Annotated in this window: 14 protein-coding genes; 5 read left to right on the top strand and 9 right to left on the bottom strand. The window is 66.6% G+C overall.

Annotated features, from left to right (window positions below):
* Position 1: 1 nt before the first annotated feature.
* The 3 genes from ACWDTF_RS00265 to ACWDTF_RS00275 all read left to right on the top strand — a co-directional run bounded on the left by ACWDTF_RS00265 (position 2) and on the right by ACWDTF_RS00275 (position 3,239).
* Positions 2-706: a GntR family transcriptional regulator gene (locus tag ACWDTF_RS00265; protein ID WP_355276559.1), complete on the top strand. Its 705-nt coding sequence runs from the start codon at positions 2-4 to the stop codon at positions 704-706.
* Positions 707-832: 126 nt separating this feature from the next.
* Positions 833-2,494 (top strand): NCS1 family nucleobase:cation symporter-1, encoded by a 1,662-nt coding sequence (locus ACWDTF_RS00270; RefSeq protein WP_355276561.1) that lies wholly within the window; start codon positions 833-835, stop codon positions 2,492-2,494.
* 10 nt (positions 2,495-2,504) lie between these two features.
* Positions 2,505-3,239, top strand: a complete 735-nt coding sequence (locus tag ACWDTF_RS00275) for an aspartate/glutamate racemase family protein (protein WP_355276563.1) — start codon at positions 2,505-2,507, stop codon at positions 3,237-3,239.
* A 62-nt stretch (positions 3,240-3,301) separates the two neighbouring features.
* Here ACWDTF_RS00275 and ACWDTF_RS00280 read toward each other — a convergent pair whose 3' ends face one another.
* The 4 genes from ACWDTF_RS00280 to mftE are packed head-to-tail and all read right to left on the bottom strand — an operon-like array spanning position 3,302 to position 7,207.
* A complete protein-coding gene (locus tag ACWDTF_RS00280; protein WP_355276565.1) occupies positions 3,302-3,733 on the bottom strand; it encodes a PPOX class F420-dependent oxidoreductase in 432 nt (143 codons plus the stop codon).
* Complete coding sequence (gene mftG, locus ACWDTF_RS00285; RefSeq protein WP_355276588.1) at positions 3,733-5,067, bottom strand: mycofactocin system GMC family oxidoreductase MftG; 1,335 nt, start codon at positions 5,065-5,067, stop codon at positions 3,733-3,735. The genes ACWDTF_RS00280 and mftG overlap by 1 nt, the downstream gene beginning before the upstream one ends.
* Entirely contained in the window at positions 5,064-6,509 is a 1,446-nt protein-coding gene (gene mftF / locus ACWDTF_RS00290) for a mycofactocin biosynthesis glycosyltransferase MftF (RefSeq protein ID WP_355276567.1), read from the bottom strand. The genes mftG and mftF overlap by 4 nt, the downstream gene beginning before the upstream one ends.
* Positions 6,506-7,207: a mycofactocin biosynthesis peptidyl-dipeptidase MftE gene (mftE, locus tag ACWDTF_RS00295; RefSeq protein WP_240860840.1), complete on the bottom strand. Its 702-nt coding sequence runs from the start codon at positions 7,205-7,207 to the stop codon at positions 6,506-6,508. Before mftE ends, mftF begins: the two co-directional genes overlap by 4 nt.
* 192 nt (positions 7,208-7,399) lie before the next feature.
* On the opposite strand from mftE, the gene ACWDTF_RS00300 reads away from it, so the two are divergent.
* Complete coding sequence (locus ACWDTF_RS00300) at positions 7,400-8,512, top strand: CaiB/BaiF CoA transferase family protein (protein ID WP_355276569.1); 1,113 nt, start codon at positions 7,400-7,402, stop codon at positions 8,510-8,512.
* 546 nt (positions 8,513-9,058) lie between these two features.
* Here the strand turns inward: ACWDTF_RS00300 and ACWDTF_RS00305 are convergent.
* The 5 genes from ACWDTF_RS00305 to mftA form a co-directional block, all read right to left on the bottom strand.
* Positions 9,059-9,871, bottom strand: coding sequence for a mycofactocin-coupled SDR family oxidoreductase (locus ACWDTF_RS00305; RefSeq protein WP_240860837.1), 813 nt, complete (start codon positions 9,869-9,871; stop codon positions 9,059-9,061).
* A gap of 46 nt (positions 9,872-9,917) precedes the next feature.
* Positions 9,918-11,120, bottom strand: a complete 1,203-nt coding sequence (gene mftD / locus ACWDTF_RS00310) for a pre-mycofactocin synthase MftD (RefSeq protein WP_240860836.1) — start codon at positions 11,118-11,120, stop codon at positions 9,918-9,920.
* A gap of 84 nt (positions 11,121-11,204) precedes the next feature.
* Positions 11,205-12,482, bottom strand: a complete 1,278-nt coding sequence (mftC, locus tag ACWDTF_RS00315) for a mycofactocin radical SAM maturase (RefSeq protein WP_240860835.1) — start codon at positions 12,480-12,482, stop codon at positions 11,205-11,207.
* A gap of 58 nt (positions 12,483-12,540) precedes the next feature.
* A complete protein-coding gene (mftB, locus tag ACWDTF_RS00320) occupies positions 12,541-12,888 on the bottom strand; it encodes a mycofactocin biosynthesis chaperone MftB (RefSeq protein ID WP_355276572.1) in 348 nt (115 codons plus the stop codon).
* Entirely contained in the window at positions 12,888-13,010 is a 123-nt protein-coding gene (gene mftA / locus ACWDTF_RS00325) for a mycofactocin precursor MftA (protein ID WP_240860832.1), read from the bottom strand. Before mftA ends, mftB begins: the two co-directional genes overlap by 1 nt.
* Before the next feature lie 111 nt (positions 13,011-13,121).
* On the opposite strand from mftA, the gene mftR reads away from it, so the two are divergent.
* Complete coding sequence (gene mftR / locus ACWDTF_RS00330) at positions 13,122-13,742, top strand: mycofactocin system transcriptional regulator (protein WP_355276575.1); 621 nt, start codon at positions 13,122-13,124, stop codon at positions 13,740-13,742.
* Positions 13,743-13,801 lie beyond the last annotated feature (59 nt).

A 13,801-nucleotide genomic window follows, 5' to 3' on the forward strand; every position in this document is an offset into this window, starting at 1 on the left:
GATGAGTCGCCGAAACCCGAATCGCCTGGTGGCTCAGCTCGTCGAAACCCGTTCCGGCAGTTCGCGAACCGATGTTCTCGAAGAGCTACGCCGGCTGATCTTGTCCGGTGCGGCCGCACCCGGAACCCAGATCCCGCCCGGCGAGGTCGCCGACGCCCTGTCGGTCAGTCCGATACCGGTGCGCGAGGCGCTCAAGACCCTCGTCGGCGAGGGACTGGTGGTTCACCAACCCAACGCCGGATATCGCGTGAGTCAGTTGTCGGTGCACGAGTTGCGCGAGATCTATTTCGTGCGTGGCGTTCTCGAGCAGGCAGCACTCGCGCGTTCGGTCGGCAACATCACCGACGCCGATCTCGACGCCGCCCGCAGCCATCACGCCGATCTCCTCACCGCGGTTCGCTTCAGCGACGGCAAGTCCTTCCACGACATCTCGCGCGAGTTCCATCGCTGCCTCGCGATCCCGTGCGGCATGCCGCGCCTGCTCAACATGTTCGAGGCCACCTGGAATCTGACCGAACCGTTCCAGGTCATGCGCTCGGTCACCGTCGAGACCCAGAATCTCCTCAACGACGACCACGCCGCACTGCTCGATGCCTTCGCTCAGCGCGACACCGGGAACGTCCTCGAGATCGCACGGGTCCATCACGCGCGACTGGAGAGCGCGATCATCGAGACCGCCGAACGACTCGGCGTCCGCCCCGACTGACCTCCCTCTACCGACCAGAAAGATATATCGGTCTGTTAATTCCCGGGTAACAAAGCGTTCCTACGTTGTTTGCAGCAGTAACCTCCGTCGCCACACATCAAGAACCTTTCCCCCGAGGAGACCCCCATGTCGGCACCGACATCCGACAGTGCACCCGCGGCGCATCACAGCGCCGCGGGCGAAAGCGTCATCAAACCCGACTACGATCCCGCACTCACCAACGAGGATCTCGCGCCACTGAAGGAACAGAAGTGGACGTGGTACAACATCTTCGCCTTCTGGATGTCCGACGTACACAGCGTCGGCGGATACGTGTTCGCCGGCAGCCTGTTCGCACTGGGCATCGCTGCATGGCAGGTGCTCATCGTGCTGCTCGTCGGCATCATCGCGGTCAACCTGCTGTGTAACCTCGTCGCGAAACCGTCGCAGCAGGCCGGTGTCCCCTACCCGGTGACCACGCGCGTCGCCTTCGGCATCAAGGGCGCCAACATCCCGGCGATCATCCGCGGTCTCATCGCGGTGGTCTGGTACGGCATCCAAACCTACCTCGCGTCGGTCGCCTTCGGTCTGCTCGCGCTGAAGTTCTGGCCCTCGCTGGAACAGTATGGCGAGGATGGCTCACACTTCTTCCTCGGTCTGTCCGTCGTGGGCTGGGCCGGCTTCATCCTCATGTGGATCCTGCAGGCGTTCGTGTTCTGGAACGGCATGGACACCATCCGCAAGTTCATCGACTTCTGCGGTCCCGCAGTCTATGTCGTGATGATCGCACTGGCCGGCTACCTCATCGTCAAGGCCGGCTGGAGCAATGTGCACTTCGACCTGTCCGAAGGCCCCGGCAAGACCGGCTGGGCGTCGATCACGGCCATGATCAGTGCCTTCGCGCTCGTCGTGTCGTACTTCTCCGGTCCGATGCTCAACTTCGGTGACTTCTCGCGCTACGGCAAGAGCTTCGGCGAGGTCAAGAAGGGCAACTTCTGGGGTCTGCCGGTCAACTTCCTGTTCTTCTCGATCCTCGTCGTCTGCACCGTGTCGGCTGCCGCCACCGTGATCGGCCGTGACCCGGAGACCGGCAAGTTCATCACCGACCCGGTGCACATCGTCGACAAGATCGACAACACCACCGCGGCCGTTCTGGGCGTGCTGACCTTCGCGATCGCCACCATCGGCATCAACATCGTCGCCAACTTCGTGTCGCCAGCATTCGACTTCTCCAACGTCGCACCGACCAAGATCTCGTGGCGCACAGGCGGAATGATCGCGGCAGTCGGTTCGGTCCTCATCACCCCGTGGAACCTGTTCAACAACCCCACCGCCATCCACTACACAATGGACACGCTGGGCGCGGTGATCGGCCCGCTGTTCGGCATCCTCATCGTCGACTTCTACCTCGTCAAGAAGCAGAAAATCGTGGTCGACGACCTGTTCAGCAGCAAGCCGGAGGGCACCTACTTCTACCGCAACGGCTGGAACCCGGTGGCCGTCATCACCGTGATCGCCGCGTCCCTGCTGCCGATCTCGTTCGTCATCTGGGGCACCGTGTACCAAGCGAGCTTCACCTGGTTCATGGGTGCGGGCGCCGGTGCCGTGATCTATTGGGCCGGAATGAAGTTCGCTCCGGCCTCGTTCATCTACGGGGCCCCGAAGGCCACCGCCACCTCCGACATCGAGGTCGCCGCCGACGGCACACCGATGCCGGCAACCTCGATGACCGACACGGTGACGACCGGCGAAGGCGCGGAGGCCGACACACGGACCGTCGAGGCCGAGGTACCCACCACCTCGTCATGAGTCGGCTGTCATGAGATTCTGTGTCATCAACCCGAATACGACGGCGGCGATGACCGCGGTGATCTCGGCGGCGGCGCGCTCTGTGGCGCGACCCGACGCCGAGATCGTCGCGATCACGTCCCCGATGGGACCGGCCTCCATCGAGAGTCATTACGACGAGGCACTGGCCGTGCCGGGGGTGCTCCGCGCGATCGCGGACAACCCCGGCATGGACGGGTACCTACTCGCCTGCTTCGGCGACCCAGGACTCGACGCCGCCCGCGAGATCGCCGACGCACCTGTCCTCGGGATCGCCGAGGCCGCATTCCATCTCGCGGCGCCGCTCGGTCGCGGATTCTCGGTCGTCACCACCCTCGGCCGGACGGTCGGACGCGCCGATGATCTGGTGCGGCACTATGGTTTTGCACGACAGTGCCTGGGCATCCACGCGTGCGAGGTCCGGGTGCTCGAACTCGAGTCCAACCCGGACATCGCCGACATCCTGGTCAAGTCATGCCGCGAGGCGTTGCTGACCGACGGCTCGGACGCGATTGTCCTCGGTTGCGCCGGCATGGCCGACCTCGCAAGCCACATCAGCAACGAGATCGGCGCCCCCGTGATCGATGGCGTAGCTGCGGGTGTAGGGATGCTGTCGGCCATGGCGGCCATGGGCCTGCACACCGGTACCGCGTCCGGCGAGTTCGCACCACCACCACCGAAGACCTACACCGGCCCACTCACCGACTTCGGCCCCCCACTGCGTTGACCGTGCGGCCCCAAACCGTTGACCGTGCATCGCAATTCGTTGACCGTGCGTCGAACCCGCCGTCAGGCGCTGACGTCGAGGTTCGCGATGACCTTGGTCGGTTCGATCCAGACAGCCAACTCGCCGGGCACACCGTTGCGGGCGCCGAACTCGTCGGCGCGGTCGTCACCCATGTATCGGGCACCGCACAACGTCGCGATCCGACGCACTTCACCGAGGTCTTCGCTGGCGACCGCACGTCCCTGCACTTGTACGAACGCGAACGGCGGCGCGGGTAGGTCGACCGACAACGTGACCCGCGGATCACGCAGCACTGCACGACCTTTGGCTGTCGTCGCCCCGGTGTTGAAGGCGATTCGATCGCCGTCGAGAACAAACCACACCGGCGCGACGAGCGGTCGGCCGTCGGACGCGGTGAACGCGAGATGCCCGGTGCGGGTCCCGTCGCTCAAGAACGTGCGCACATCGGGGTCATGGAGATCTGCGGCCGCCATCACTCCACGGTACCCGCCAGCAGCGCACCGATGCGACACGCCATCATCATGATGGTGGCGTGTGGTCCGCTGCGTCCGGAGTTCGGCAGGATCGATCCGTCGACGATGCGCAGCCCCTTGGTCCCGTACACGCCACCGAGCCAGTCGGTCCGGACCCCCATCGGCATGCTGCCCCACGCATGCTGGGAGGTGCCGAACCCGTCGGCGACCGTGATCGAACCGGGCTCGATGACCTCGGCGAACTCCGGAGAACCCAACATGTCCACCACGTCTGCCGCGGCGGACCGCAGGGCGTCGGCCATCGCCGGTTCGACGGCCCCGAAACCCACCGCGACATCGCGCCCTCGCAACCGGAGCGACGCGGGCGAACTCCGCATGGCCGCGACCCCGATCTCGGGTCCGGTCGGCTCCAGTCCTCGAATGTACGACGCGAAATCATCTCGATAACAACGGATCTCCAGCGAATCCTCAGTATGCACCACACTGGGTAGCAGCGGCCCGGGCGTCGCCGGCGAGCCACGGCGATACGTCACCGCCAGGGTGCGGTGCTCGTCGACGGCGAGTTCACGATCGAGGTCGAGTGGCCCCAGTGACGAGCGCAGCAGAATGCCTGCGGTACCGAGCGTCCCCGCGCTCAGGATCACCTCCCCCGCCGACACGGCCGTCGAACCGGCCCGCACCCCGGTGACCACCCGACCGTCCGCCACGATCAACTCGTCCACGTCGCATTTCGTCACGACCCGAAGATTCGGACGCGTCAACGCGGGACGCACGTATGCCTCGGCGGCGGTCATCCGCACGATCCCCGTCCGATTGCCCAGCACCCGGTTGACCCCGACCACGGGCCATCGATCCGCAACCGCGCGCACCGGCACGCGCGACGACCAGTACTCCTCGAAAGCGGATGCGGCATCACCCAATTCATCGTCAGAGACCGGTTCGACGCCCATCGTACCGCCCGGTGCATCGAGTTCGGCATAGGCGGCCGCGATGTGGTCGATCTCCCACCCCGTCGGCCAGTCGGCGAAGTCGTCGGGATGCCACCGCATGAAGTAACCGCCGTTGACTGCCGACGAGCCACCCAACCCGCTGCCGCGCACGACCCCCAGGCCCTCGCTGTCATGCTGGACGGCAAACGCTGCCCCCGGTTCGATGGGAAGCCGCCGCACGTCGCGGATCTCGACGCCGGGCCAGTCGGCGGGTCCACGTTCGAGGACCACCACCGAGCGTTCGGGATCGCGCGAGAGCCGCTCCGCGAGTACGCATCCGGCACTTCCGGCGCCGACGATCACCACGTCCGCCCCGCGAGGGAGATCAGGGGTCGCCACGGTTATGGGCGCAGCACAGGGCGGAGCGCCCCGACGTCACGACGCTCGACGACGCCCTGCCACAAGCCTGCCCCATAGGCGAGGTCGTCGAGGCGGTGCATCAGCATGTACTTGACCGGGCCGAGCGTCGGTGTCGCGGGATCGGCGATCACCTGCCGCACCCAGGAGACGGCCCCCTCGGCGATCGCCACCTCGATCGCGAGTTTGCGGAATCGGGCGGAGATGATCGCCAGGATCAGCGCGAGCGGCCAATAGTGCCGACAGATCGCGCCAGCCGCCTGCAGCAGACCGAATCCGGCGGCGCGGCCGGTCATCTGGGCGGCGACGAGCGGCGCCTGCGGCAAATCGCCGAGACGACGCCGCAACCGAAAGGCGACCTGCGCCAGAATGATCATGGCCAGCGCCGTGCCGATCTTGGTTCGCGTGAGCAGCGCGCCGACCGCGACGGCCATCGGGATCGACATCACGACCGGGGCCGCGCGGTTGCCGTGAAGTTCGGCCAGCCGCGCCGCTCCGGTGCCGTAGTAGCGGCGACGCGACAGCACCGAGCGAAGATCGGTGCGGTGGTCGTGCGACACCCGCGCCACCGGGTCGTAGCGAATCCGCCATCCCGCCTCGTGCATACGCCAACACACATCGACGTCCTCGGCTACCCGGAGCGACTCGTCGAATCCGCAGAACACGTTGCGGCGCACCACCATTGCCGCACTGGGCACATATGCGACGGGAGTCGACGGCACCACCGCGGCCTCGTCGGGGCCCATGTCGAGCGACGACCAGCCGTTCTCGTACCGCTCGGCGAGACCCGGCCCGGAGTCGTTCCCATGCGCCTGCGACCAGTTCAAACCCACGATGCGCGGCGCCACCACGGCGACCGACGGATCGGAGAAGTGCCCGAGCAGCACGGTCAGCCAGTCGGCACTGGGCACCACATCGGAATCGAGGAACGCAACGAATTCGGTGGTCGCCATCGCGGCGCCGACGTTGCGCGCGGCCGACGGTCCGCGGTTGCGCTCAGACCGGATGACCTTGACCGCCGGATCGTTCACGACGATCGGGGTGCGCGATCCATCGTCGACGACGATGACCGGTGTTCCGCTGACCGCGGCGAGCAGCCGGTCGACGCCGGCCTGGTTGTCGCGGACCGGGACGACGATGGTGACCTCATGCGCCTGCGGTCCGAACATCGGCCGCGGGTTGGCGATTCCGGAATCGAGCAGGGATCGGGCCAGGCGACGGGTTGCGTTGTCGCACACCGCTATCCGACCGTCGTCCGACGTCATCCCCAACGCCGCGTCGGACATGCGCAGCAATCGCGTCGGCGAACCGCCCACGAGATAGCGGAGGTCGCCGTGACGTGCGCAGCGCATGTCGATCTGCACCTGGAAGCCGTCCGGCAGGCAGGTCTGCACCGGCGCCGCCTCGATCGACTGCTCGACGGCGGTCATCTCAGGCGCCCGTCGTCGGCGACCTGCCAGGCATCGACGGCCGCACTGCACACCTCGACCATCGCGTCGAGCAACCGGCCACCTTCGGCAGCGGTGGCATCGCTCGGATCGCCGAGCACCCCATTGGGGCTGACCGCGGCCACTCCACCCTCCCGCATGGCCGGCAGGAGCGTGGCCACCGCAGCACAGTTGCCCGGTTCGCTGCGGTCAGACCGGACGAGTTCCGGCGAAAGATGCAGCAGCGCAGATGTTTCGGTGAATCCGGCGTGCGCGTCGGCACTCGGGAACGCGCACGGGAACCACGCTACGTCACGCCCCTCGTAGCGGAGCCTGGCGACCGCGGACCGCAGCGTCGGCCCGTTGCCACCATGTCCGTTGACGAAAAGAAGCCGGTCGGCCCACCGGCATGCGCTGCGCCCGTATTCCAACAACACCTGATACAAAGCCTCGTGGCCGATCGAGATCGTGCCGGCAAAACCCTCGTGCTCACCGCTGGCGCCGTAGGCGAGTTCGGGGGCACGAAACACCGTTCCGGATTCGGCGTGCACGCGCGCGGTGACCGCCGACGCGATACGGGTGTCGGTGTCGAGCGGAAGGTGCGGACCGTGCTGCTCGAGGGCCCCGAGCGGAACCAGCAGCGTGATGGACGGTCCGAGATCTGGCCAACTCTGTTGCCCCAACGCCGACGGTCCCGTCATTCGATCCATGCTAGCGAGACGCTGGTTGGGGCGGAACCGCGTCGCGACAAAAAGTGTGCCCGATTCCGGACTTGAGCCGATCCGCCAACCCACATCCGGACCACTTTGACGAGCGTTCGATCGGTTGTGGGATGCTATGTCACAGCGTGACGCCCGACACAGCGGGCACGAGATGGGGAGCGAGAGGACACTATGACGACGCCGACACCGCACCACAGCGGAAAGAACGGACCGCTCAGCGCAATCCGGGTGATCGAATTCGCCGGGATCGGACCGGGCCCGCACGCGGCCATGATGCTGGCCGACCTGGGCGCCGACGTGATCCGGGTCCAGCGCCCCGGCTCGCTGCCCCAGGAGGGACGCAACGCGGACGCGCTGCTGCGCGGGCGCCGCGTGGTGGAGGCAAACCTCAAGGACCCGGCAGATCGGGAGACCATCCTCGGCCTGGTCGCCAAGGCTGACGTCATCATCGAGGGTTTTCGCCCGGGGGTCATGGAACGCCTCGGCTTTGGTCCCGCCGACCTCGAAGCCGTCAATTCGGGTCTCGTCTACGGCCGCATGACCGGCTGGGGGCAGGACGGTCCGCGGGCCAATCTCGCCGGACATGACATCAACTACATCTCTCTCACCGGGATGCTGCACGCGATCGGCCGCAAGGGCGAACGGCCCGTTCCGCCGTTGAACCTCGCCGGCGACTTCGGCGGCGGATCGATGTTCCTCGTCATGGGTGTGCTCGCGGCCCTCCTCGAACGCCAGACGTCGGGCCGCGGACAGGTGGTCGACGCCGCCATGGTCGACGGCGCTTCCGTTCTGGGCCAGATGATGTGGGCCTTCCGCGGCACCGGCTTGTGGAGCGACGTGCGCGGCGTCAACCTGCTCGACACCGGCGCACCGTACTACGAGGTGTACGAGACCTCCGACGGCAAGTACATGGCCGTGGGCGCGATCGAACCGCAGTTCTATGCGGAGTTGCTCAAGGGTCTCGGCCTCGACGGCGCCGACCTGCCCGACCAGAACGACATCGCCAACTGGGGCAAGCTCAAGGACGTCTTCACCGAGACCTTCAAGTCGCGCACGCGCGACGAGTGGGCCAAGATCTTCGACGGCACCGATGCCTGCACGTCCCCTGTGCTCACCTTCGCCGAGGCGCCCGAGGACGCGCACATGGCGGCGCGGTCGAATCTCGTGGAGATCGACGGCGTGGTGCAGGCGCAGGTCGCCCCGCGCTTCTCCCGTACCCAGCCGGAGACCCCGCAGGGGCCCACCCGCACCGCGACCGACCCGTCGACCCTCTGGGCGGACTGAGCACTCCGTCGGCTCGGCCCACCCGAGGCATCCCCGCCGGCTGGGTGCGAGGAGAGTGGTCGCAGTCGCGAGGACTGGGGAGATTCAGTCGACGGTCAGTATGATCCTGGGCTGCCTTGAATGCCGCTGCCGCCGCGATCATTTGGTGTGAACTCGGGTCGTGCGCAAGCCCGGAAGCAACCGCCAAGAGTAGGGAGCGGGTGGGACTCTTCGGATCAGCGGCCCATCGTCGGCCTTGCCGACGATCGTGGAGGCGGGAAGAGCGAGCCCGTCCGGAACGGTCCGCGTGAGAGGTCTCCGAGGGCATCTTTCCCTCGGAGGCACGTCACGGCGACCGTTTCGGACATGATGTCGATCGGCCGTCTATCTGGCTCGGCATAGGCACCATCGGCCTGCAGGTCCATCCCCAAGAAAGTAGGGGAAGAAACTCTTCCCCTACCCTTGGAGTCCTCCCCGCGAATTTTCCGGGGGACGACTCCAAACTTCGCGGAAGAAACTTCCTCCCCTAGTTTTGGTGGGTCGGCCGCGGGGACGGCGGCGGTCCACTCAGACCTTGGAGTGCCCCATGTCGATCTGGAACTCGGCACCGGTGATCGCCTTGGCGCCGTCGGAGGCGAGGTAGAGCACGGCGTCGGAGATCTCGTCGGTGGAGGCCACCGGGTGATAGTCCAGCATCGACGGGAAATACCGCTCCGCCCAAGGGGTCTCGAACGCCTTGAGCGCTTCGGTGTCGGCCACTCCCATCGGGGTGTCGACGGCATACGGGTGGATCGAGTTGACGCGGATGCGGTAGCGGCCGAGTTCTTTGGCGGCGGTCTGGGCGAGTCCGCGGACGCCGTACTTGGATGCCGCGTACGACGCCTGCAGCGGCATCGCCTTGAGGCCGGCAACCGAACTGATGACGGTGATCGACCCCCCATTGCGCGCCTCGATCATGCCCGGGATGGTCGCCTTCAGGGTCTTCCACGTGCCGACGAGATTGACGTCGACGACGTCGGTGAACTGCTCCTCGGTCAGTTCCCACACCGCACCCCAGGTGAGGATACCGGCGTTGGCGACGACGTGATCGATCCGCCCGAACTGCTCCAAGGCGTCGGCCACCAGTTGCTGCTGGAAGGCCAGGTCGCGTGTATCGCCTTGTCGGGCAAGGATCTTGCCGCCGACGCCTTCGACCAGACTGACGGTCTCGGCCAACTCGTCGGCCGACGCGGCCGGGTAGGTGGCGTGGTCGATCACCGGCCCGGCGATGTCGAGACCGACGATCGCCGCGCCTTCACGTGCAAAACGAATCGCGTGATTACGGCCCTGACCGCGCGCCAGGCCGGTGATGTAGACGACCTTGCCGTCGAACTGTCCCATGCCAGAACTGTAACACGTTCTAGTTCTGGCGGAAGGCCGGTTTCCCTCAGGCGTGACCGAACGAACGGGTGAAGTCGTCGGGGATGATCAGGTCGTCGCGCGACAACTCGTGAACGCTCTTGTGGCCCAAGCCCATCACCACTCCGTCGAGGCCCATGCGGAGCAGGTCGAGGACGTTCTCGACGCCGGCCTGGCCGTTCGCGGCGAGCCCCCACAGGTAGGCGCGGCCGACCATCACCGCACGCGCACCGAGGGCGAGTGCCTTCGCGACGTCGCTGCCGCGTCGGATGCCGCCGTCGAGCAGCACCTCGATGTCGTTGCCCACCGCGTCGGCGATGTCGGGCAGCAGACGGATCGTCGCCGGGGTGCCGTCGAGGTTGTTGCCGCCGTGATTGGACACCGAGAGCGCCGTCGCGCCGATGTCGACCGCCCGCTTGGCATCGTCGAGACGCGTGATGCCCTTGACCATGAACGGGCCGTCGCCCCACTGTTCACGCAGCCATGCCAGGTCTTCCCACGTCGGCGGAGGAGTACCCATCCATTCGCCGTACGCGCCGAAGAACGTCGGACCGGGCACGCCCTGCGGCGTCAGGTTGGGTGCGGTGAGATCCGGGATGGTCACCTTGCCACCCTTGACCCAGTCGAGCGCATAGCGCGGCTTCACCGCGATCTCCGGCGCCAGACGCAGCAGTGCCTTGAAGTCGACCTTCTCGGGGATCTCCGGGCTGCCCCAGTCACGTCCGATGTTGAACACCCAGTCGGTGGTGACGATGATGCCCTTGGCGCCCGCGGCCCGTGCGCGCTCCACACGAGCTGCCATGTCCTCGCGCGAGCCGAGCCAGTAGAGCTGGAAGAGGATCTTGTCGTTGACCGCGGTCACCTCCTCGATGGGGTGCGACGCGAAGCTCGACAGCCCCATCGCGGTACCGCGCGCTGCGGCGGCCCGCGCAACCGCGACCTCCCCGTCCGGATCGACGGCCTGCACACCCGTCGGTGAGATCATCACCGGGAACGAGAGTTCCTGTCCCAGTACCGAAGTGGACAGATCACGATCCGGCTGCGCGCCGACCACATGCGGGGCCCATTGCAGTTCGCCAAAAGCGTTGACGTTGTCGCCCAACGTCACACCGGCCTGTGTGCCGGCGATCAGCGACGCGTACACCGACTTCGGCAGCCGCTTCTTGGCCCGACGCTGGGCCTCGGTGACGGTCTCGAACCAGGGATTTCTTGCCCAGGGGTTGGCAGCCATAACTCAGGTTCCTACTCAATCTTCATCTCGGCGGCCGCGTTAGGGCGGCCGGTGACGCTGGTGTGGGATTGCGCCAGCTCGCTCTTACATTCCGGCGGGCGAGAACCCGGCCAGCGGGTTCTCGTCGCAGCTCTTGGACGGCGGTGCGCCGATCGGCAGCAGCACCCCGTCGGACTTGCGGGTCATCAACGTCAGCGGAGTGCCGCGCGAATGATCCTTGTTGGCAGTGGGTTTGGTGCGGTCACCGGCCAGCAGCTGCTCGCCGTAGCCCTGCACGCACTCCGGGTCGGGCCCGGCGAGCGGGAGTCCGGTGAAGAACTTGGCCGCCATGCAACCGCCCCGGCAGGCGTCGAAGTGCGCGCACTTGGTGCAGGCACCGGCGTTCTGCGGTTCGCGCAGTTCGGTGAACAGGTCCGAGCGCTGCCAGATCTCCTGGAAGCCGCCGTCGCTGAGGATGTTTCCGGCGAGGAAGTTCTCGTGGATCGCGAACGGGCAGGCGTACACGTCGCCGACCGGATCGATCAGACACACGACGCGACCGGCTCCGCACAGGTTGAGTCCGGGCAGGCCGCTCCCACCTCCGGTCGAGAAGGCCGAGAGATGGAAGAACGAGTCGCCGGTGAGGACCCGATCACCATGCGCGACAAGCCAGTTGTACAGTTCGCGCTGCTGCTGCGGCAGTGGGTGCAGGTCGTCCCAGACGTCGGCGCCGCGACCCGACGGCCGCAGACGCGTGATGCGCAGCGTCGCGTTGTAGCGGTCGGCGAGCGCCTTGAACTCGTCGAGCTGCGCGACGTTCTGCCGCGTCATGACGACGCTGATCTTCGCATCCTTGAACCCTGCCTCGTGCAGGTTCTCCAGCGCGCGGACGGCCATGTCGAAGGAACCGGGGCCGCGCACCGCGTCGTTGACCTCGGCGGTCGCGCCGTCGAGCGAGATCTGCACGTCGACGTAGTCGGAGGCGGCCAGCCGTGCGGCCACCTTCTTGTCGATGCGCAGCCCGTTGGTGGAGAACTTGACACCGACCTGATGGCTGGTCGCGTAGTCGACGAGCTCCCAGAAGTCCGGTCGCACAGTCGGTTCGCCACCGCCGATGTTCACGTAGAACACCTGCATCCGCTGCAACTCGTCGATGATCGCCTTGCACTGCTCGGTGGACAGCTCGCGCGGATCGCGCTTGCCCGACGACGACAGGCAGTGCACGCACGCCAGGTTGCAGGCGTAGGTCAACTCCCACGTCAGACAGATCGGCGCGTCGAGTCCGCGTTCGAACTGGTCGACGAGGCGTCCCACCTTGGGCGGTGCGGACTGTTCGGGGGCCACGAGTGCGGTTGTGGCGGGCGGCATCTCGAGCGTGGTCATCGCGGCGAGTCCTCCTGGTACTGGGCTGTCGGGGTGGGCTGTGGGTGTTGCGAGTCGGTCAGACGGTGCGGCGGATGATCATCCCGGACTCCGCGAGCGCCCCGAGCGCCTGCAGGTACAGAGGACGCTGCGCCGGGGTGATCCCGGCGGCGAGCATCGCCGCCTCGGCACTGTCGACGTCACGCAGGGACTGCACGATGTCGACGACCGTGAGGTTCTTCAGGAACGAGAGCTTGCGCGTACCGAAGTGGTACAGCAGCGCCCCGAAGGGTTCCGGCCGCAGCGCGACTTTGGGATTGAGTTCCCACGCGTCGAGAGTGTCGAATACTGGAGTGTCTGGGGCATCCGCGCCCCCGGCGACCGCGCTGCGATCGCCGGGAGCGGGATTCGATGTCGGGGCTGACATCAGTAGACCCCGCACATCCCGTCGATCGACACTTCTTCGACGAGGGATTCGCCCACGAGTTCGGTCTCGGCATCTGCGGGCACCGAGAACTCCTGCGCGGACTTGGCTGACTGATCGGCCATGATCCAGACCTCCTGATAATCGAGTAGTGATGTGGATCACCGCATACTATAATGGCACTCGGTGCAAGAAACCAGCCCAGACCGGAAACTACCCAGACGGACAGGTGCTCGATGACCCGATCCGACAGCCCCGCCACCGTCGGACGCAGGACGCCCGCCGGTCGCCGACCGCTGACGTCGCGTGCGCAGATCAGTGCGATTGCCATCGACCTGTTCGCCGAACGGGGCTTCGACGAGACCAGCGTCGACGACATCGCCGAGGCGGCCGGCATCGCCCGCCGCACCCTGTTTCGCTACTACCCGTCGAAGAACGCCGTCCCCTGGGGCGACTTCGACGCCCACCTCGACGAGATGCGCGCCCTGCTCGCGCACATCCCCACCGAACTGCCCATTGCCGACGCGCTGCTGGAGGCGCTGGTGTCCTTCAACCGGGTCCCGCCGGCCGAGCAGGACAGCCATCGGCGACGCATGGGGCTATTGCTCGGCGTCCCGGCGCTGCAAGCGCATTCGATGCTGATGTACGCGGATTGGCGCCAGGTCATCGCCGAGTTCTGCGGTGCGCGGCTCGGTGTTTCCGAGCACGACCATCTCCCGCAGACCATCGGCTGGCTGTGTCTGGGCGCAGCACTCGCCGCCTACGAGCAGTGGCTCGCCGATCCCGCCTCCGACCTGGAGAGACTGATCGCCGAGGGCGGACGTACCCTGGCCCAGGGAGTCGCGGCCCTGTCGTGACCCGACGGGATGGACTAGACTAGAATTAGAACCTGTTCTAGTTTCTTCTCATGATCGCG

Source organism: Gordonia sp. NPDC003422 (assembly GCF_053588675.1).

Bases quoted from the DNA above. Each gene is read 5' to 3' on its own strand.
- mftD (WP_240860836.1), bottom strand. From the start codon at position 11,120: ATGGCTGCCAACCCCTGGGCAAGAAATCCCTGGTTCGAGACCGTCACC.
- mftR (WP_355276575.1), top strand. From the start codon at position 13,122: ATGACCCGATCCGACAGCCCCGCCACCGTCGGACGCAGGACGCCCGCC.
- mftB (WP_355276572.1), bottom strand. From the start codon at position 12,888: ATGTCAGCCCCGACATCGAATCCCGCTCCCGGCGATCGCAGCGCGGTC.
- mftE (WP_240860840.1), bottom strand. From the start codon at position 7,207: ATGACGGGACCGTCGGCGTTGGGGCAACAGAGTTGGCCAGATCTCGGA.
- mftF (WP_355276567.1), bottom strand. From the start codon at position 6,509: ATGACCGCCGTCGAGCAGTCGATCGAGGCGGCGCCGGTGCAGACCTGC.
- mftA (WP_240860832.1), bottom strand. From the start codon at position 13,010: ATGGCCGATCAGTCAGCCAAGTCCGCGCAGGAGTTCTCGGTGCCCGCA.
- ACWDTF_RS00300 (WP_355276569.1), top strand. From the start codon at position 7,400: ATGACGACGCCGACACCGCACCACAGCGGAAAGAACGGACCGCTCAGC.
- ACWDTF_RS00305 (WP_240860837.1), bottom strand. From the start codon at position 9,871: ATGGGACAGTTCGACGGCAAGGTCGTCTACATCACCGGCCTGGCGCGC.
- mftC (WP_240860835.1), bottom strand. From the start codon at position 12,482: ATGACCACGCTCGAGATGCCGCCCGCCACAACCGCACTCGTGGCCCCC.
- ACWDTF_RS00280 (WP_355276565.1), bottom strand. From the start codon at position 3,733: ATGGCGGCCGCAGATCTCCATGACCCCGATGTGCGCACGTTCTTGAGC.
- ACWDTF_RS00265 (WP_355276559.1), top strand. From the start codon at position 2: ATGAGTCGCCGAAACCCGAATCGCCTGGTGGCTCAGCTCGTCGAAACC.
- ACWDTF_RS00270 (WP_355276561.1), top strand. From the start codon at position 833: ATGTCGGCACCGACATCCGACAGTGCACCCGCGGCGCATCACAGCGCC.
- ACWDTF_RS00275 (WP_355276563.1), top strand. From the start codon at position 2,505: ATGAGATTCTGTGTCATCAACCCGAATACGACGGCGGCGATGACCGCG.